Here is an 18,174-nt window from a genome sequence, read left to right on the forward strand (position 1 = left end):
TTGAGACAGTAGATCACGCTTCAATCAAGGAATAGGTTTTCAATAATATCAGCTCTTTGCTGGCTTTCTCTGCGTTTACACAGGAGATCAACGCCAAATTGGAAGGCGAGAGGCGGTTATGTAGACGAAGCTATCGTTCACCTCATTGGGAGCGATGATCGCTCCCAGCCCAAAACGGACATAGCCGTTTGACACATTGGGCGGAAACCAGAACTTTGCTGCGTCCCGTGCCAACGGCAGCGATGCGCAGGCAGCGGGCTATGCAAAGTAGGGTCCATCGGGTGCCCTAAACAGACTTGAACAGCCCAGAGCAGATTCAAGTGAAATAGCGGTCAAGCGACGGTCCACAGTTTTCGGCCAATAGAATACGATGGTCCCCCAACCTGACCTCGACATGAGGATCTGCGCAATAGTAGCTCAGTTTGCGGCATCTATCTTTACCGGAAGAAACGAAAATGCCCATTCATTGTAGCCACCTTCACCGCGATACCAAATGACCTCGTCGTGGGCTTCTTCAGCATGGTTCCAGCGCGGTTTGACACCGCCTTTGTAGCCCTCGACAATCAATCGACGGCGTTTTTGGCTTTCGACAATTTCTGCGGTCAGCGTGTCGATATCCCACTTTTCCGACACGAGGTTTTTCAACTCTGCCACTCGATCGGCTTGATCGGCATCATCGGCAATATTTGTGCGCTCATTCGGATCATTTTTGAGATCGAACAATAAAATAGGATCAAACTGGGAATAGATGAACTTATAATCGCCTTTGCGGATCATCAGGATCGGCGTGGGCGTCGCTTCTGCGAGATATTCTGCGAAAACGGGCCTGTCGGGCTCTGGTGGCGCGCCCAAGGTCTGTGTCAAATCATGCCCTTCGAGGTTTTCAATCTCGCTTTGCCAAGCATCCCCAGTAGCGATCCCCATGAATGTAGGCAGCAAGTCCACGAGGGACGCAGGCGTGGATACCCGTGTCGGAGTTTGCCCCGGTAATTTCATCAACAGTGGGACTTGAAGCGCACGTTCATAGAAATGTTTCTTGAACCACATCCCCCGCTCGCCCAGCATTTCACCGTGATCTGACGTAAAGATGATTGCTGTTTCTTCAGTCTTGCCAATCGCATCCAAGGTTCTGAACAACTGACCTATCATCTCGTCGATATAACTGATTGACCCGTAATAGGCACGGCGCGCGCGCGCGATGTCTTCGTCGGCGAATTGCATGTCGAGCATTGAGAAATCTGCTAGCAAACGACGCGAATGGGCGTCATGTTCATTTGCAGAGAGTGCCGGAACCATTGGCAACGGAATATCAACATCCCCATACAGGTCCCAGTACTCTTTCCGGCACAAATAGGGTTCGTGGGGATGGGTGTAGGACACCTGAAGGAAGAAGGGCCGTTTGTCGTCAGAGCGGGCAAGGTTGTAGAGATGCTGCACGGCTTGGGCCGTCACCATTTCGTCAAAATCAATCTGGACCGAACGTTCACAGACACCCGATACCAAAACAGAGCGTTGATCATTGGTGTCTCGCTCGCCCTCGTCCCCCCAATACGGCACCCAACTGAAGTCCGCGGGATACAGGTCAGGCGTCAGGCGTTTTTCAAACCCGTGATATTGGTCTGGGCCGATAAAGTGCATTTTGCCTGAAAGCGCAGTTTGGTAGCCTTCAGCGCGCAAATAATGCGCATAGGTCGGGATGGATGCGGGCATTTCCGCGGCATTGTCGTAGGCCCCAATGGTGGAACACAGCTGACCTGCGGCCATCGAAAATCGTGACGGCGCACACAGTGGGAAATTGCAATATGCGGTCTCGAATACCGTGCCGGTTTCAGCAAGACGATCAAGGTTAGGTGCATGGCAAACGGTATCCCCGTAAGCCCGCAATGCCGTTGCCGTTAATTGATCTACTTGAATGAAAAGAATGTTAGGTGAAGTCATGGTAATTTATTCCTTACCAGCAAGTTTACGAAGCGCGCCGATAGGGCCCGTCTGATACCACTTTTTATGCCCACGATCGCGGGCTGAGACGCCGAAGCTTTGGCTGATGCGGTCGATAACAATGGCAAGAAACACGATGCCTAAACCACCAACCGTCGCGATACCCATGTCCAGACGTCCAATGCCACGCAGCACCATCTGGCCAAGACCCGTGACCGAAATCATCGAAGCGACAACAACCATCGACAACGCCATCATAATGGTCTGGTTCACCCCCGCCATGATTGTTGGCATTGCGAGAGGTAGCTCGATTTTTATTAAGGTTTGTCGCTTGCTGGCACCGAACGCGCGCGCGGCCTCGACCATGTCGCTCCGCACTTGACGGATACCCAGATTGGTAAGGCGCACAACTGGCGGAAGCGCATAGATGAACGTGACGATCACCCCTGAGACATTGCCAATGGAAAACAGCATTACGATTGGAACGAGGTAAACGAATGACGGGATAGTTTGCATCAAATCCAACAGCGGTCGCAGGACTGTCCAGAACCTGTCATTTCGTGCCGCCATGATCCCTAGAGGGATCCCGATCAGCGAACAGAAAATAACACAAGTTAGCACGATGGATAGCGTAACCATGCTTTCTTCCCACGCGCCCATCAATCCGATTGAGATCATCGATGCTGCCGTGACAAGTGCGAGTTTCCGACCACCTGCCTGCCAACCAATCACCACGATGATAGCTAACATCAACAGATCAGGTGCGCCTGTCAAACCATCCTCAAGACCAGTCAGTACAATGTCAAACGGCACCTTGATCGCTTGGAAAACGAAGCGAAAGTTATCGACAACCCATTGCAAGGCGGTTTCGACCCAAGTGCCAACAGGCACCCATTCTTTGTCAAAGATATTCCAGATATCCATGTTTTGCCCCTATCCGCGCAAGGCGCGCAATGCGTCAGTGATCGTAATGATCCCTACGGCGTTGTTTTCGGCATCATGCACAGTGACCGGTGTTTGATCGTCCATAAACTGGTCCATGATGTCACCCAATTCACTGTCCAACGGCACCGTTTTGGGTGTTGTTTTTTGTCCATCCAAGGGTGCCATAATGGTTTGCGCACGTACCAGAGTGACGCGACTGATGCCTTTGACAAATTCAGCGACATAGGCGTCTTTGGGGTTGGTTACGATTTCTTCTGGGGTACCCGTTTGAACGATGACCCCGTCGTTCATAATCGCGATTTTATCACCCATGCGGATCGCTTCGTCCAAGTCGTGGGTGATGAACACTGTCGTCTTTTTCAATTTTTTGGACAGCTCTAAAAACTGGTCCTGCAGTTGTCGCCGGATCAACGGATCAAGGGCCGAGAACGGCTCATCCATCAGCAGAATTTCTGGATCAGCCGCCAAGGCGCGGGCAAGGCCGACACGCTGCTGCATTCCGCCCGATAATTGATCGGGATAGTGATCTTCCCACCCCTGCAGATCCATAGCCGCAAGCGCTTCTTCAGCGGCTTTACGACGTTTGGGCAGCGGCACGTCGCGGACCTCAAGACCAAAGCCTACGTTTTCGGCCAGCGTGCGGTGCGGCCACAGCGCCATGTGTTGAAACACCATACCGATGGCTTCAGCCCGCAGTTGGCGAAGCTCTACTTCGCCCATTGTATCCACTCGGTGGCCGGCTACATGGATTTCACCTGATGTAGGTTCAATGAGACGGTTGATGTGACGGACCAAAGTAGACTTGCCAGACCCAGACAGGCCCATGATGCAAAATATCTCACCTTTGTTGACACTGAAACTTGCGTCTCGCACCCCCAGAACACAATCAAAGCGGTCACGAACTTCGTCCTTAGAAAGGCCCTCTGCCTGAACTGCTTGCAACGCTTCTTTTTCACGTGCGCCGTAAATCTTCCAAAGGTTACGGCATTCAATCTCAACTTCGGCCATACTGCGCCTCTCTTTTTAGAAAAAAGAGGCATCGGTTTTTCCGATGCCCCAAGTTACAGGGAGGTTTTAGTTACCAGCAGCCGCCGCTTCAGCGACCCATGCGTCAAACTGGTCTTGATTTGCAGCAACCCAGTCTTCAGCGTGGCGGCGGAAATCCTCAACGGTGTCTTCACCATCGCGCAGCTTGACCTGGGCGGCGTTAACCGCAGCGATTGGGATTTCAACAGTACTTAGGAAGGTCGCAGCGGCCGGATTGGCTTCCATGAATTTCTTGTTCGCAACGACATAAACGTCATTGACCGCAAAGCCGGGGTCGATCGCAGCATCGCCTAATTGCACGCCGATTTGCACAACATCCGTTCCAGGCACGAGCACGTCACTGATCCAGTTGGGTGTCCAAGTGTAATACAGAATTGCAGTGCCTTCGTTATAGCGCGTGATTGTATCGGCCATAATGGCGAAATAGCTACCCTGATCGTGCTGCACGGTGTCGCGCAATTCGAAGGTATCTAGATGCTCTTCGATCTTTAGCTCGCAGCCCCAACCAGGGTTACAGCCGGACAGGTTCGCCTTTCCGTCACCATCGCTATCGAACAAGGCCGCAATGGCCGGGTCGGATAGCTGAGTGATGCTGGTGATGCCATTCGCCTCGGCGGTCGCTTTGTCGATGTAGTAGCCTTGACCCGCGCCAGTGATAACCGCGTGGTCACGCACCATTACACTGTCGCCACCAGACTTGTCATAGAACTGATTATGCAAAGGTTGCCAGTGGTTGACCGTGTAGGATGCATCGCCAGAGGACACGGCAAGGTGCAATGCTGGGAAGTCCGCCTCACGGGTTTCTTCAACCTCATAACCAAGCGCCTCAAGTCCTAACTGCACCACCATATGCTGAAACCATGCGTTTGCTGGCGATCCTTTGATGGGTTCGACCGTAACGCCCTTACCAGGCATGTCTTGTGCAAAAGCTGCCCCTGCAATGGTGATCGCTGCAATCGCTGTCGTCAGTGTTAGTTTTATCATTAATTCTGTCCCCTGATGTAGTCGGCTTATTCCTGATCAAAGCCTAACCTATCTAATGATCGCGTGTAGTTGCTGATAAGGCATCACTGTGTTAACTAATACGTTATGGCAAATCTCAGAAAAGATGTTCACTTATTGAGAAATATGGTGACGTTTCAGGCGGCGTCACGTGCTGAAAACTTTACAAAAGCCGCAGCTGATCTTGGGGTATCGCGCGTTGCGGTCAGCCGCCAGATCGCTGAATTGGAACATGCTCTTGGTCAAAAGCTATTTTCACGCAACCACCGCACGGTTGCGTTAACCCGAAACGGTGAGGCATTTGCGAAGGGGATCAATCCAGCACTGGACACGATTACCCAAGCATTGGCGCGACAACGCGCTGATGCATCGGACTCGCGGCTGTCTGTAACTGTCACATCCGCATTCGCAACCTATTGGCTGATGCCGCGTCTGATCGAATTTGGTTCCCGCCACCCTGACATCGAGGTTAATCTCATTGTTTCAGACAGATACATCGACATTGAGGCGGAAGGCATCGACGTTGCCGTCCGCTACAGCCCCGATGCGCTGACCGATGCAGGCTGGAGCCCTCTGATACAAGAAACGATATTCCCCATCTACAGCCCTCGCTACAAAGCGCACACAGCTTTAAAAACCGTAGAGGACTTGCGCCAAGAGCGGCTCTTGTTTCTGTCTGGTAGGTACCGCGCGGAAACCAGATGGGATCACTGGTTTTCTCAACGCGAGCTTAGCCCGCCAGAGGAGCGGTCCGGCGTTTATGTCAACACGTATATCAACATGCTGCAGGCCGCGATCGAAGGTCAAGGAATTGCGCTAGCCGGACATCCTCTGGTTGATACGTTTCTTGCGGATGGGTCACTCAAAACAATACCAGAGATTCCGCACCTTCAAAGGGATTTCTATTATCTGTATCAACGGCCCAAACATGAACATGCAATTACATTCGGTACGTGGATCGAGGCGCAGTTTAACTGAAGTAGCAGTTGAAAATCATCAAACTCTACAGTTCTGCGCCTGCTTGCCATTCTTTCCATTTCAATACGGCCTTAGCCCCCAAGGTCGCGATCAACTGAGGGGGCAGCTTGCTGGGCTCCTTGCTCGCTAAGGCGCGATCCAACCGCGTGGATGGCGTACCTGTTGCCAATTCCGCCGCCAACATCCCCGACAAAGTACCCCGTACCGTGCCCAACCCGTTCTGACAGCAGGCCGAATACAGATCGGTTTCAACCTCGCGTACACTGCTGACGTTGTTGCGACTTAGGCAAAGCCGTCCACCCCAACGATAGTCCATCGATACGCCACTCAACATTGGGAACCGCGCTGCGAAAGCACGGTCGTGATCGCGTGCCACATTTTCGATGCCACGCTGGCCAACTTCCATCGACGGATCGTAAGTAAAGCGGTTGCGCACAACGATGCGCAAGCCATCCATCGCGCGAAACTTGCGCACGGTTGTGCCCATTGGATCGGCTGGAGTGAGACCCCAAATCTCGTGACCGCCCAAGGTCAAAGCCTCGGCATCGCTTAAAGGTCGCGTCATTGAGGCATAGGTGAAAACATGCATCAAGCGACCCCGCAAAAAGCCAAAACTGTTAAGATGGCCGTTCACCGCAAGAATAACCTTTGGCGCCGTGACACGTCCACGCGGGGTGGTTGCCACCCAGTCACCAGATCGCCCAAGCGCGGTTACTGGGCTATCCTCAAAAATTTGCACGCCTTGCTTGCTCAGGCCATCCGCCAAACCGCGCACAAAAGCTGCTGGTTGGATCACTGCCGTCCCTGCAGTAAACAACCCGCTGCGATAATAGGACGTGCCAGTGATCGCAGCCATCGCATTGGCGTCCAACATCTGTGAAGGCTCACCCATTTGGGACAAGTGGGCTGCGTAATCGCGATTGTGTTGATCGCCTTTTAACGTCGCAGCGGCATTGATCTTGCCGCATTGATTAAACGCGTCGCGCCCAAGCCCGAAATCCGCCGCCATATCGGCCGCAAAGTTGATTGCATGGCGATTTTCATCGGTCAACGCTTTGTCTTCAGCCAGACCGCCGCCATAATCAGAGGAGGCAAGGTCATGAGGAAGATCAATCATGAAACCTGAATTGCGACCTGCAGGACCATCGGCCACGCGGCATGCTTCGAGCACAACAATGCGTGCGCTTGGCTGCAATTGCGCAAGCCGCCGTGCCGCAGCCAGTCCGGCAAAACCAGCGCCAATCACAATGAAATCGGCAGTGATGTCCCCTTCAACAGTTTGTGCCGAGGAAGGATCAGGCAACAGCCTATTCCACGCTGCAGGCCCCGGATCAACGGGCAATTTGGTCACCGTGATCGTCACATTAGAGGTCCTGATTAAGGGCGTCAGCCGCTGGAATATCACGCTCCCGTCGCGCGATATAGTCAAGCAACGCGTCGTTTACGCCAGCGTCTAAAGTTGGCTCAACGTATTCGTTCAACAGATCACGGGCACGGGTCGTGGCGCGTTCGTTGATCTCGACAGACCCATCGGCCTGCCATTGCTCGATTGAATTGTTATCAAACATTTCCGGCATAAAGAACGCCTCTTGAAAGTTCTCAAGCGTGTGTGGATGGCCCAGATAATGGCCCCCTGGACCAACGTCGCGCACCGCACCCAAAGCGACATCAAAATCGTCCCATTTAATGCCCGACGCCATGCGATGTGCCATTGCACATTGTTCTGCATCGACCACAAATTTGGCCATAGAGCAGTGCATCCCTGCCTCGTTCCAGCCTGCGGAATGCCAAACGTAATTTGCCCCTGACATCATCACCGCCATCAGCGTCGTGGCGCTTTCATAACCCGCCTGCGCGTCAAACGTCTTGGACCCACCCAGCGTATTAGACGTGCGCCACGGTACATCGTAATGCCGTGCCATCTGCCCAATCATCATATTCATCAAACTGATCTCTGGTGTGCCAGCCATCGGCGCCCCAGACTTCATCGACACTGTCGCAAGGTAGTGCCCGTAAATCGCAGGCGTGCCTTTGCGCACAACCTGCGTATAGGCCAGCGCACTTAGCGCCTCGGCGTTCAGCTGCGCCACCGTTGGCGCAACGCCCGCTGGCGTATTTGCGCCGCCCAGCACAAAGGGAGAACACAGGATCGGTTGATTGTACTTTGCAAACGCCCGCAACGCGCCGAGCATGGTTTCATCCCAAACCAACGGCGAGTTGCCGTTGCAATTTCCGGTAACAACCGGATGGGTTTCCATGAACTCACGCCCAAATAGGATTGCGCACATTTCCAACACGTCCTCGGCGTTCTTGGGGCTGGTGGTCATGCCCATGAACGTTTTGTCCGAGTGTTTCATCGAGCTGTATGTGATGCGCAAATGCCGCTGACTAATCGGATGGTCATAGGGTTCGACGATATGATGCGCGGTAGAGTGCATCGCAGGAAGCATGTGGCTGAGTTTGTGGAAATTCGCCAGATCCTCCAGCGTCGGGTTACGCCGTACGTCGTCTAGCCCGCGCACAAAAGGAGCCCCCGTCATGGGTACAAAGATCGAATGGTCATTGCCAAACGGCAGATTATTGGCCGGGTTGCGCGCGTGATAGGTGAACGACGACGGAATGGTCGCTATCAATTCGCGCACCAAGGCGCGGTCCAGATGCACGGTTTCACCACGCACATCGGCGCCAACCCGTTTCCAGTCTTCCAGTGCAATTGGATCACGGAACACTACGCCGACGTCTTCAAGGATCGCCATCGATGCGTTGTCGATTTTTTCAACTTGCTCCGCATCCATCGGTTCCATCAACGGAATACCGCGCTTCAGGGCAGGCAACATTTTCACATCACGCGTCTGTCGCAAGGCCCTTCGCGCTCCACGTCCTCGGCGGACCGATCCAACTGCAGCAATACTCATCCTACGTTGTCCCCTTCAGTAGGGTCCGTCAAATCAATCCAGATTGTCTTAAGCTCAGTGAACTGATCGTGGGCATGCACCCCGTTGTCGCGCCCGCCAAAACCGGATTGTTTGTAGCCCCCAAATGGCGTGGCGATATCGCCCTCACCGTAACAATTGACGGTCACTGTGCCCGCTTTGATGTCGCGGGCCGCGCGGATGGCGCGCCGTGTGTTGGCCGTGAACACGGATGCCGCGAGGCCGTATTGCGTATCATTTGCGACCTCAATCGCTTCGTCATTTGTAGCAACGGTTATGACTGCCAACACTGGGCCAAATACTTCATCCGTTGCCAGCGTGTCGCCCACTTTGGCGTGGATGACCTGTGGTGCTACGAAATTGTCTTTGCCTTTATCGTCAATGTATCCGCGCACTTTTGCGGCGTGCTCACTGTCGATTAGGCACCCGATGTGATTGGCTGGATCAAGCGGATCGCCCATTTTCCAATCTCGCAAACGGGCGGCTATCTTTTCAAGCAACGTCTCTGCCACGGCCTTATGCACGATCAGGCGAGAGGTCGCAGAACAGTTCTGCCCACCATTCCAGAACGCGGCATTCACCACATGCTCGGCCACGTGATCAAGGTTTTCGGCGTCATCAAACACCACCGCAGGGTTCTTGCCACCGCATTCCAACACCACCTTTTTGAGGTTGCTGTCTGCCGCATAACGCAAGAACCGTCGCCCCGTTTCTGTTGATCCGGTAAAGCTAACCATATCGACGTCCATGTGTTTGCCCAAAGGTTCACCAACGCTTGGACCGTCACCCGGCAACACCTGAAAAACACCGCGCGGCACACCCGCTTCAGCCGCAAGTTCCGCAACCCGTAGCGCAGTCATTGAGGTCTGCTCGGCAGGTTTGACGATTACGCTGCAGCCGGCAGCAAGCGCAGGGCCGATCTTCCATGCCAACATCATCAATGGGAAGTTCCATGGCAAAACCGCACCAACCACGCCAATCGGCTCGCGTACAATCATCGAAATCGCGTCATCACCAGTCGGGCTGGTTTGATCGTAGATTTTATCTGCCGCCTCGGCGTGCCATTTGATGCAATGGATCGTTTCGGGTACGTCAACTGTTTCGCAATCGAGGATAGGTTTGCCGCTTTCCAAGCTTTCCATCACCGCCAATTCACGGCGGTTGCGGGTCAGCAATTTGCACAGCTTAATCAGCACGTCCTTCCGCTCGGATGGGTGCAGCTTGGACCAATGGCCTTGGTCGAACGCGCCCCGCGCTTTGCCAACAGCGAAATCCACATCTTCAGCGCCACAGCCGGAAATTTGCGCCAGTTCTTCACCTGACGCGGGATTCGTAGTTGCAAACACCGCCCCTGTTCCTGCTCGGTATTTCCCGTCGATAAACGCGGTGCGTGGGAAATCAATGTCCTTGGCGATGGCAAGGTATTCTGCGTGGGTTAGAAGATCGCTCATATCTGCTCTCCGGTGATGCTCGAAATTGCGGTGTTCATAGTGCGGATGACCTCGGCCAACTGACGTTTGTCGTCTTTGTTCAGGGGTTGCAGCGGCTTGCGTGGCGGTCCCGCATCAATGCCGCGCAGGGTCAGGCCGTATTTGATGCATTGGACAAACTTGCCGCCTTGCTCCAACACGCTCATCAGCGGCAACATAGCTGACATGATGGCGCGGCCTTTGGTGAAATCACCCTCAACAGCGCAGGCGCGATACATCGCAATATGCGCTTCGGGGGCAAAGTTGGATCCCGCACAAACCCACGAGCGCGCCCCCCAAGCAAAAAATTCCAACGCCTGATCGTCCATCCCGCAAGACAGCGCAATATGGGGGTAATCGCGTGCCAACATATGCACCCGGTTAATGTCGCCGCTGCTTTCCTTGATCGCGCAGAAATTCGGGGACCTTCCCAGACGATCCAACGTTTCCTCGTCCATGTTCACCGACATGCGGCCCGGGTAATTATATAGCATCACAGGCAGGTTTGCCGCGCGATCAATCGCCAACGCATGCAGCGCAATTTCGCGACCCGTTGGATAAGCGTAGGGTGGCGTGGCAACCAGCAATGCATCCGCCCCTACCTCTTTTGCTGCAAGGGCGTAGCGTATTGAATCTTCTGTACGAATTGCGCCTGTTCCAATGATCATCGGCACGCGACCCGCGATCAGCTCGGCACAGCGCTGCATCATCCAAAGGCGTTCTTCTTCGGTTTGGGCATAATATTCGCCCGTAGAACCCGCAATGATAAGACCGTTTACGCTCGCTAAAATTAGGTACTCAATCGTCTGAGCAAGCGCTTCTTCATTAACTGAAAAGTCCTCAAAATAGGGCGTAATGACTGGTGTGTAGATACCTTCAAATTGCATTGCGGCGGTCCTTCATTGAAATGACATCAAGGGGAAGCGGGTCGGGACGCACGTATTTTTCCATCTGATCGCGGGACAGATCCCAATGCCGCAACGTAAGATCGATTGCGAGCGCAGGTTCGCGGGCGTCAATGGCGGCTATCATCGCATCGTGTTGGTCGATGGATTTGGCAATACGGGCACTGTCAGCCTCCGATTGCGGGCGAAAGAAGGTCTGGCTGAGGCGTGTATGATCGATCAACATCCGCTTCAAACTAATGAGTAGATACGGGTTCTGAGCCATCTGGCCAATTTGCTCGTGAAATTGATGATTAAGGAGCGCTGCGTCCGCTGTATCCCCTGCCCGCGCAGCTGCAGCAAAGCTAACTTGCGTGGATTTAAGAACATCAACTTGCTGACCTGTTCGGTTCTCAGCGGCCAATCGTGCGATTGTGGAATAGACCAATGGGGCGGTTTGGAAAAACACTCGCATCACGGAAAGGTCCATCGAGGAAACTCTTGCGCCCCGGTTCTCCTCAATCTCGACATAACCGTCTCCTGCAAGCCGGTGCAGGATTTCTCGAAGGGGCGTTCGGGAAATTTCATAATGGGCCGATAAGCTGACCTCATCCATGCCCGATCCCGGCGCAATATCTTGTGATAAAATTCGCTCACGCAAATCAGACAGGCAATTCGACTTCTTGTTCATGTTCAATAATTCCTATACACAATATGTATACATTCGAAATACAACTTAGGTCAACACAAGAAATTCGTAGAAAGGGTACCTATGGGTCGCCCAAACTTCGCTACCCCAACAGACCCAGAAGAGTTCGTCTTCCTTCTCTTGGATGGCTTCACACACCTTGCGCTTTCATCAAGTATCGAAGTGCTGCGCGTGGCGAACCTCCTCAGCAAAAAAGACCTGTATGCTTGGAGTTTGATGAAAGTAGGTGGCGGCAGCCAGCTTAGCTCGAACGGGTTGGAAACGGTGGTTCAATCTGACCTGAGAAGCCTCAAGGCTGGCACCTCACTGTATGTCGTGTCCGGACTGGCGGCGGAGGATAAGGTTACAAAAAAATTAAGTGCTTTCCTGCGTGCCCAATACAGACATGGAGTAAATCTTGGGGCATTGTGTTCTGGGGCTTACGTTCTAGCCGAAGCTGGTCTTTTGAACGGCAATACTTGTGCGGTTCATTGGCAGTACTACCCAATGTTTAACGAAAAATTCCCTGACATAAAGGTTTCGCCGAACGCATTCCATGCCCAATCAAGGCCCTTCACGGCGTCTGGTGGCGTCGCAGGTGCTGAACTCATGTTGCACATAATTTCTAAAGCCCACGGGCGAGATTTTGCAGTCGAAATCGCAGATCAACTTGTTTTACCAAAGGTTCGACACGAAGATGACGTGCAAAGGATGCCAGACCACATACGCTTTGGAACAAGAAATCACATCCTTCTTCAGTCACTTGCATATATGAGCGCAAACTTAGAGGAACCAATTTCAACAAGAGAGATCGCCGATAATTTGGGAATTTCAGGACGTCAAATTGAACGATTATTTAGAAAATACATTGGGCGGTCACCGGGGCGACACTACAAGTTCTTACGTTTGGAACACGCTAAGAACCTACTCGCAACGACTGATCTGGCAATCATACAAATTGCTTTGGCCACCGGTTTCACATCGCCGTCTCATTTCTCTAAAACGTTTCGAGCAGAATATGGCGAAACGCCCTACGGCTCTTATCGAGACAAAAAGGGATAACCACGATGGCTGATGCCGTAATCGGATCTATGCCCCGGATCGTTTACAAAAGAGCGACGTGCTGTGTCCGGTCTTGGCGGTAGTGCAGTGGGGTTTTGCCGCAGATCGCGGGGTTCCGGTAACGCCTGCTGGACCGCTGAGGTTGCGACCTTTAGACAAGTCCCAACGTCTGCTGATAGGCTCACCGCCCGATCCCGCCTGTCACTGACCCTGCGAGACCTGAGTTGATGTCGCCTGAGAGAGTGCGAACGATGGCGGGAATGAAGCTAATCAATACCAACGACAGAAAAACCATCGCCAAGAACGGCATCGCGACGCCAATTGTTACGACCTCGCGGCATCGCCAATGGCGGCTTGAAGCCAGTTCAAAATCCCGAATATGACAGAGAACACACTGGCGATGATGATCGGGCAAAACGATCACGCGATGAGCGATGACAGCCCGCGGTTGAGCTGCCATTTTGGTTAGCCAATCGGAGCGCAGAGAGCGGGCCGAACACCTGCCAAATGGCGACATCGACCGTGATGTCAGCTCGTAACTCGCCGCGTACCTGCCATGCGTCGAAAACAGGCCGCAATCGTGCTGACATTTCTTTCAATGAGTTGCCGATCCCGTCGGGTCCCATGCGCAAGATCAGTGATGTAAAGGCTCTGGCACCTGGTGCGGTCCAAGCCTCGACAATGGAACCAACCATTTCTGGGATCGCAGTTTGTGCTGAAAATTGGTCCAATTCCACGCCCCCAGCAACGGTACCAAGGAGGTCAGGGCCAGCCTCTCGCATGAGGGCCTCAAGGGCTGCGTCAAGAATACAGTCTTGTGTTGCTCGCTGGTCAGAGTGTGGTGGGCGGCCGCGTTTTGATGTTAGGTTTGTTGTCATTCCTATTAATTTGCGCTCATTAATTTAATTATAAGTCAGCTCCTCAACATATGAAATTGGGATCGCAACTTGGTGGCGATAAAACTGCGTATTTGACTATAGCTACAATCACCAAAGCGGTCGTGGGTGATTGAAGCATTCGGAAAAATCGGCCCCACTTTCCTATTTTCCTGGGAAGTTATTGCTTGCTCGAGCCCCAACAATAGGCAGGTAATGGTACCCATGTGAGAGATCCCACGCGCCTACGATGTTTGAACTCGCGATTTCGAACGTTCTAAAACGCGAGCTGGGGCTTGGCTCGACTTAGAGTGTGTCATCCTATCACCACTGCCTTCGGGTCCGAAACCAGCATGCCAATCCTTCAATTACGATGCCCATATCTTGACGGCATGTGAGGCCATTGAATGAAATCCGTGTTACGTTAAAGCGAAAGGACAGATCTTTCCAAGTTGAGGAAAATTTCAAAGACAACCCCACGCCCGGCGATGATCCTGTGGCTGGCATCAAGCCTTAGCCTCAGCGCGGTATTGCCTAACATGACTGGTTTAGCGCCCCGCCCCCTGAATGGAGGTGCCCGAAAAATGCAAATTTCGGTGCGCGCCGGGATTGTTCCATCCGTGTTTCAGTCACTCGTACTGTTGGGCATTGCAGCAGTTACAGGATCTTGAGCCGTATAAAAGTTATGGTCGCTTTAACAGGTCAATTCGGGTTCAACTCCTCCAAATTGACTGAACGCAAAACCGTGGATAAATCGCCTCGCAAAATGATCAATTACATCCAACAGAAAGAAAGACAATGATCCGTAAATACAAAACTGAAGACACAGAAGCCTTGATCCGTATTTGGGACCACGCAGAACCGCTTGCGCATCCATTTCTGTCTACCGAAGTCAGAGACCAAGTCCGAAAAGACATGCGCAACATGTATCTCCCCAATGCCGAAATTTGGGTGCTGGAAGGTGATGGGTTACCGGTTGGTTTCATCGCAATGATCGACACCGAAATTGGCGGCCTATTCCTTGCCCCCTCTCAGCAAGGCAAGGGTTTGGGGCGCCAGATGGTCGATCATGTTGTTGCCATCAAAGGGCCGCTGACTGTCGAAGTCTTCAAGGACAACAGAATTGGCCTGCCATTCTATGAGCGATACGGTTTTACAGTAACTGGGGAAGGAAAGTTCGAAGCCAGTGGAGACGAAACCTTCAAGATGGCTATGCCAGCGGTATAACAACCGTTGGGAAGGTGTCACAGATTGAAGCCTTCCTATCGTAGACCAAGTTCGCAATGGCGATTTCGGACGTTCTAGATCGTGTATCTGGGCGTTTCGCACGCCGCGATTTCCTAAGTGCAAGATGTTGTCGCTGCTTGCGGGAACTCAGCCAACTCTGCACAAAAGGACTTTCCAAATGTTAATTCACCTCAACCCGTTCACCCGTTTAATCACGCTTGCGGTTGTACTTTTCACCCCCTTCGCATCAAACGCACAAGAAACCGACCCGCAGGTAATTTGGCCAACAAGCAAGGCAATCCAAACCGAAACGGGGCAAAAAATACCCGCTGGTGCTTATGGGATTGTCCAAATTCAAACGCCACGCGTTGCAAATCTTTTGCAGTTGCGAGGCGTCACGGGACGTGGCACCGCCGTCATACGAAGTGATAATAGACAAGACTGCCTAAGCCTGCGGTTACGGTTCGTTGCTGGGGATTTTGGGGGCAACGGCGTCTCGACCCATAAAGCGCACCCAATTCATCTAATCCTTCAGTCCGCACGCGTTTCAAACGCGCTCGCGCGCGGTGAAGATGTCGTAAGCGACATGTACACCATCAGCAGCCAAATGAATGACCCTGACGCGGATATCATCATTGAAAGCGGATTGAGTGAAAGCCACGGCTTCGTGCTTAATCCGGGGACTTCTGTTGTTGCGGATGTATTTGGTTCAACGACAAACCGCCTGAGTTGCTCGAAACTGTAGAAACAAACAGGCAGGGTAGATGCCGCTAAACGTCTTCCCTGCCCGACCGAAACTGCGACGGCGTCCGCCCAGTAATCCTGCGAAATTCAGTATTGAAACTTGATTTACTGACAAACCCGGCGTCAAACATCACCTCTGTGATCGGCAGTTCGTTTTTGCGCAAAGCATCCTGAGCATGGCGAACACGAAAGCCATTAATGTACCGGGAAAAATTTTCACCCGTTATTCGGTTAATCGCGGTTGAGACATCTCGAACTGGAACCGATAACCGTCGCGCTACCCGCGCAAGCGTCAAGTTGCTGTCGGTGTAAACGTGTTTGTCATTCATGAACGCATCGAGCGTGGCCAACATTTCGCGGTCGCTGTCAGTCGGGTTCTCAGGGCTGGCCAAGGTGCCTTTTGACGGCCGCAACAACATCGGAGCACCGATAAGTGCAACAACAAAGATAAACGCAGTAAACACCCCCGAAATTCCAGTCAAGAAACTCAAAACGATGGCATCTCCCGCCAATAGACTGGCGGCCAAGACTAAAAGGTCTGAGGCAACCATCATACCAAGCAAGATAATTGTGGCATAAATCGCCGAGCGCAAAATACGCATGGCGTGTGGCGCAACATGCACGAAGTCATCCGCATTGCAGGGCAACATCCGCGCAAGGCGAAAAAGGTAGATACTGGTAATGCCCAAGACAAACACATCCGCTGACACGGGGAGCCCCGATAGTATCGCAACTTGGGTTAAAGCAACTGGAGCACCGTTCACCAGCAACAGTTTTTGCCAATCGAGCATGCCGTTTTGGGTCAATGCGTGGAAACCTAGATATGCCGATGGCGCGACCATCACTGCGACCAGTGGCTGAAGTTGTGCGGCCCACCTCGTGTCAAATGAAAGTCTAAGCCCCAACAACAAGCCAGCCGCGGCCAGCGTTAGAAGAAACGTGCAAAAGAAGAGCCGTACAGGGAAAGGAATGCGTGTGTCTTGAGACAATGCAAACGCGGCAATTGAAGTCAAAACACTGACAATCCATGCTAGGGGCAAAGTGGTCATCATGCTTCCCGATCTTGATGGGGCAATCCAAGTAGCCCCCATTGAGGTCTCTTTGAAAAAGAACATTGGGTCAACAGTAACACTGGGTTCTGCACGAACATCCCATTGAGATTGATCGCAAGCCCGTTTGAGCGATTTTCCATAAACGCCGACATTTATATGCGGTATTTTTACACGAGGGTATTTTTGTACGACGGTACTTTATAAAACTAGGTCAGTAAGAACCAATAAAATAGATTGGAAACCCGATGGGTGGCACAATTTTACGCGTGCCACCCTGCCCTTTCAGAAACCTTCGAGAACCAATTTACCTTTTGACTTGTTGCTTTCAAGGATTGCATGCGCGCGTTTCAGCGTCGCCGCATCAATCTTGCCCAGTGTTTCAGTGGCCGTTGATCGGATTTTCCCTGCGTCAAGCATGTCTGCTACGTCGTTAAGAATGTCGTGTTGACGTGTGATGTCAGCAGTTTCAAACAGTGAACGTGTGAACATCAGCTCCCAATGTGTCGAAACGGCTTTCACCTTAAACGGCATGATATTCAGAGATTCCGGATCATCAATCAGCCCAAAACGTCCCTGAGGGGCGATGAACTCGGCTATCTGCTCGATGTACTGATGACTGTGTGTCGTCGAAAACACGTATCCGGGTTGGCCCATCCCAAGTGCTTCGATTTGCGCCGTCAGAGGTTTGCTGTGATCGATAACATGATGCGCACCTAGCTCTTTGACCCAAGCCTGAGTATCAGGTCGTGACGCAGTAGCGATGACAGTCAGATCAGTTTTTGCGCGCAATAATTGGATCGCGATGGACCCTACCCCACCTGAGCCACCGATAATTACAACTGCGGGCGCAGCTCCGGGTACTTGATCATCCACACGCAGACGATCAAACAACATCTCATAGGCCGTTAATGACGTTAGCGGCAGAGCTGCTGCCGCGGAATCCGAGATGGATTTTGGCTTACGTCCGACTATGCGCTCATCAACCAAATGGTATTCAGCGTTGGTGCCCGGGCGATTGATCGCGCCTGCATACCAGACAGTGTCTCCAGCTTTGAACATCGATGTTTCATCACCGACTTCCACCACTTCTCCCACTGCATCCCAACCCAAAATGACAGGTTCATCACCTTCCGGCGCGCGGCTTTTGCGGATTTTACAGTCAACGGGATTTACCGAAATGGCTTGTACACGCACTAATAGATCACGTCCATGTGCAGTTGGTCTATCCATTTCGATATCAATAAGAGCGTTGTCACGATCGAGTATACCAGCGACTTTATATCCAACAGCTTTCATGGTTTTCTCCTTGGTTTAATTTGTTTTTCTACAA

General features: G+C 52.4%; 16 protein-coding genes. 4 read left to right on the top strand and 12 right to left on the bottom strand.

The window, feature by feature from the left end; all coding sequences use genetic code 11:
- Window positions 1-417: 417 nt before the first annotated feature.
- The 4 genes from betC to proX all read right to left on the bottom strand — a co-directional run bounded on the left by betC (window position 418) and on the right by proX (window position 4,914).
- Window positions 418-1,938, bottom strand: a complete 1,521-nt coding sequence (gene betC, locus V7775_RS00005; protein WP_335749801.1) for a choline-sulfatase — start codon at window positions 1,936-1,938, stop codon at window positions 418-420.
- A 6-nt stretch (window positions 1,939-1,944) separates the two neighbouring features.
- Window positions 1,945-2,862, bottom strand: coding sequence for an ABC transporter permease (locus V7775_RS00010; RefSeq protein WP_335749802.1), 918 nt, complete (start codon window positions 2,860-2,862; stop codon window positions 1,945-1,947).
- 9 nt (window positions 2,863-2,871) lie between these two features.
- Window positions 2,872-3,891: a quaternary amine ABC transporter ATP-binding protein gene (locus V7775_RS00015; RefSeq protein ID WP_335749803.1), complete on the bottom strand. Its 1,020-nt coding sequence runs from the start codon at window positions 3,889-3,891 to the stop codon at window positions 2,872-2,874.
- 66 nt (window positions 3,892-3,957) lie between these two features.
- On the bottom strand, window positions 3,958-4,914 hold the full coding sequence (gene proX, locus V7775_RS00020) for a glycine betaine/L-proline ABC transporter substrate-binding protein ProX (RefSeq protein ID WP_335749804.1): 957 nt from the start codon (window positions 4,912-4,914) through the stop codon (window positions 3,958-3,960).
- 144 nt (window positions 4,915-5,058) lie between these two features.
- Between proX and V7775_RS00025 the strand changes: the two genes are divergently transcribed.
- Complete coding sequence (locus V7775_RS00025; protein WP_335751034.1) at window positions 5,059-5,910, top strand: LysR substrate-binding domain-containing protein; 852 nt, start codon at window positions 5,059-5,061, stop codon at window positions 5,908-5,910.
- 25 nt (window positions 5,911-5,935) lie between these two features.
- On the opposite strand, the gene V7775_RS00030 is transcribed toward V7775_RS00025, so the two are convergent.
- Genes V7775_RS00030 through V7775_RS00050 form a run of 5 tightly spaced genes read right to left on the bottom strand, consistent with a single transcriptional unit; the run spans window position 5,936 to window position 11,887 of the window.
- Window positions 5,936-7,273 carry an NAD(P)/FAD-dependent oxidoreductase gene (locus tag V7775_RS00030; RefSeq protein ID WP_335749805.1) on the bottom strand — a complete coding sequence of 446 codons (1,338 nt, stop codon included), beginning with the start codon at window positions 7,271-7,273 and terminating at the stop codon, window positions 5,936-5,938.
- Window position 7,274: 1 nt separating this feature from the next.
- On the bottom strand, window positions 7,275-8,825 hold the full coding sequence (locus V7775_RS00035; protein ID WP_335749806.1) for a trimethylamine methyltransferase family protein: 1,551 nt from the start codon (window positions 8,823-8,825) through the stop codon (window positions 7,275-7,277).
- Complete coding sequence (locus V7775_RS00040; RefSeq protein WP_335749807.1) at window positions 8,822-10,294, bottom strand: aldehyde dehydrogenase; 1,473 nt, start codon at window positions 10,292-10,294, stop codon at window positions 8,822-8,824. Before V7775_RS00040 ends, V7775_RS00035 begins: the two co-directional genes overlap by 4 nt.
- On the bottom strand, window positions 10,291-11,199 hold the full coding sequence (locus tag V7775_RS00045) for a dihydrodipicolinate synthase family protein (RefSeq protein WP_335749808.1): 909 nt from the start codon (window positions 11,197-11,199) through the stop codon (window positions 10,291-10,293). Before V7775_RS00045 ends, V7775_RS00040 begins: the two co-directional genes overlap by 4 nt.
- A complete protein-coding gene (locus V7775_RS00050; RefSeq protein ID WP_335749809.1) occupies window positions 11,189-11,887 on the bottom strand; it encodes a GntR family transcriptional regulator in 699 nt (232 codons plus the stop codon). Before V7775_RS00050 ends, V7775_RS00045 begins: the two co-directional genes overlap by 11 nt.
- Window positions 11,888-11,968: 81 nt before the next feature.
- On the opposite strand from V7775_RS00050, the gene V7775_RS00055 reads away from it, so the two are divergent.
- Complete coding sequence (locus tag V7775_RS00055; protein ID WP_335749810.1) at window positions 11,969-12,946, top strand: GlxA family transcriptional regulator; 978 nt, start codon at window positions 11,969-11,971, stop codon at window positions 12,944-12,946.
- A gap of 365 nt (window positions 12,947-13,311) precedes the next feature.
- Here the strand turns inward: V7775_RS00055 and V7775_RS00060 are convergent, their stop codons facing one another.
- A complete protein-coding gene (locus V7775_RS00060; protein ID WP_335749811.1) occupies window positions 13,312-13,824 on the bottom strand; it encodes a hypothetical protein in 513 nt (170 codons plus the stop codon).
- 795 nt (window positions 13,825-14,619) lie between these two features.
- Between V7775_RS00060 and V7775_RS00065 the strand changes: the two genes are divergently transcribed.
- Window positions 14,620-15,048, top strand: coding sequence for a GNAT family N-acetyltransferase (locus V7775_RS00065; protein WP_335749812.1), 429 nt, complete (start codon window positions 14,620-14,622; stop codon window positions 15,046-15,048).
- 178 nt (window positions 15,049-15,226) lie between these two features.
- Window positions 15,227-15,793: a hypothetical protein gene (locus V7775_RS00070; protein WP_335749813.1), complete on the top strand. Its 567-nt coding sequence runs from the start codon at window positions 15,227-15,229 to the stop codon at window positions 15,791-15,793.
- Between the two features lie 25 nt (window positions 15,794-15,818).
- On the opposite strand, the gene V7775_RS00075 is transcribed toward V7775_RS00070, so the two are convergent.
- Both V7775_RS00075 and V7775_RS00080 read right to left on the bottom strand, forming a co-directional pair.
- Entirely contained in the window at window positions 15,819-16,841 is a 1,023-nt protein-coding gene (locus V7775_RS00075; RefSeq protein WP_335749814.1) for a helix-turn-helix domain-containing protein, read from the bottom strand.
- Between the two features lie 285 nt (window positions 16,842-17,126).
- A complete protein-coding gene (locus tag V7775_RS00080) occupies window positions 17,127-18,140 on the bottom strand; it encodes a zinc-binding alcohol dehydrogenase family protein (RefSeq protein ID WP_335749815.1) in 1,014 nt (337 codons plus the stop codon).
- Between the last annotated feature and the right edge of the window lie 34 nt (window positions 18,141-18,174).

This window comes from Sulfitobacter sp. (assembly GCF_036960155.1).
Lineage (GTDB): Bacteria > Pseudomonadota > Alphaproteobacteria > Rhodobacterales > Rhodobacteraceae > Sulfitobacter.

Bases quoted from the DNA above. Each gene is read 5' to 3' on its own strand.
- betC (WP_335749801.1), bottom strand. From the start codon at position 1,938: ATGACTTCACCTAACATTCTTTTCATTCAAGTAGATCAATTAACGGCA.
- V7775_RS00010 (WP_335749802.1), bottom strand. From the start codon at position 2,862: ATGGATATCTGGAATATCTTTGACAAAGAATGGGTGCCTGTTGGCACT.
- V7775_RS00015 (WP_335749803.1), bottom strand. From the start codon at position 3,891: ATGGCCGAAGTTGAGATTGAATGCCGTAACCTTTGGAAGATTTACGGC.
- proX (WP_335749804.1), bottom strand. From the start codon at position 4,914: ATGATAAAACTAACACTGACGACAGCGATTGCAGCGATCACCATTGCA.
- V7775_RS00025 (WP_335751034.1), top strand. From the start codon at position 5,059: ATGGTGACGTTTCAGGCGGCGTCACGTGCTGAAAACTTTACAAAAGCC.
- V7775_RS00035 (WP_335749806.1), bottom strand. From the start codon at position 8,825: ATGAGTATTGCTGCAGTTGGATCGGTCCGCCGAGGACGTGGAGCGCGA.
- V7775_RS00040 (WP_335749807.1), bottom strand. From the start codon at position 10,294: ATGAGCGATCTTCTAACCCACGCAGAATACCTTGCCATCGCCAAGGAC.
- V7775_RS00045 (WP_335749808.1), bottom strand. From the start codon at position 11,199: ATGCAATTTGAAGGTATCTACACACCAGTCATTACGCCCTATTTTGAG.
- V7775_RS00050 (WP_335749809.1), bottom strand. From the start codon at position 11,887: ATGAACAAGAAGTCGAATTGCCTGTCTGATTTGCGTGAGCGAATTTTA.
- V7775_RS00055 (WP_335749810.1), top strand. From the start codon at position 11,969: ATGGGTCGCCCAAACTTCGCTACCCCAACAGACCCAGAAGAGTTCGTC.
- V7775_RS00060 (WP_335749811.1), bottom strand. From the start codon at position 13,824: ATGACAACAAACCTAACATCAAAACGCGGCCGCCCACCACACTCTGAC.
- V7775_RS00065 (WP_335749812.1), top strand. From the start codon at position 14,620: ATGATCCGTAAATACAAAACTGAAGACACAGAAGCCTTGATCCGTATT.
- V7775_RS00070 (WP_335749813.1), top strand. From the start codon at position 15,227: ATGTTAATTCACCTCAACCCGTTCACCCGTTTAATCACGCTTGCGGTT.
- V7775_RS00075 (WP_335749814.1), bottom strand. From the start codon at position 16,841: ATGACCACTTTGCCCCTAGCATGGATTGTCAGTGTTTTGACTTCAATT.
- V7775_RS00080 (WP_335749815.1), bottom strand. From the start codon at position 18,140: ATGAAAGCTGTTGGATATAAAGTCGCTGGTATACTCGATCGTGACAAC.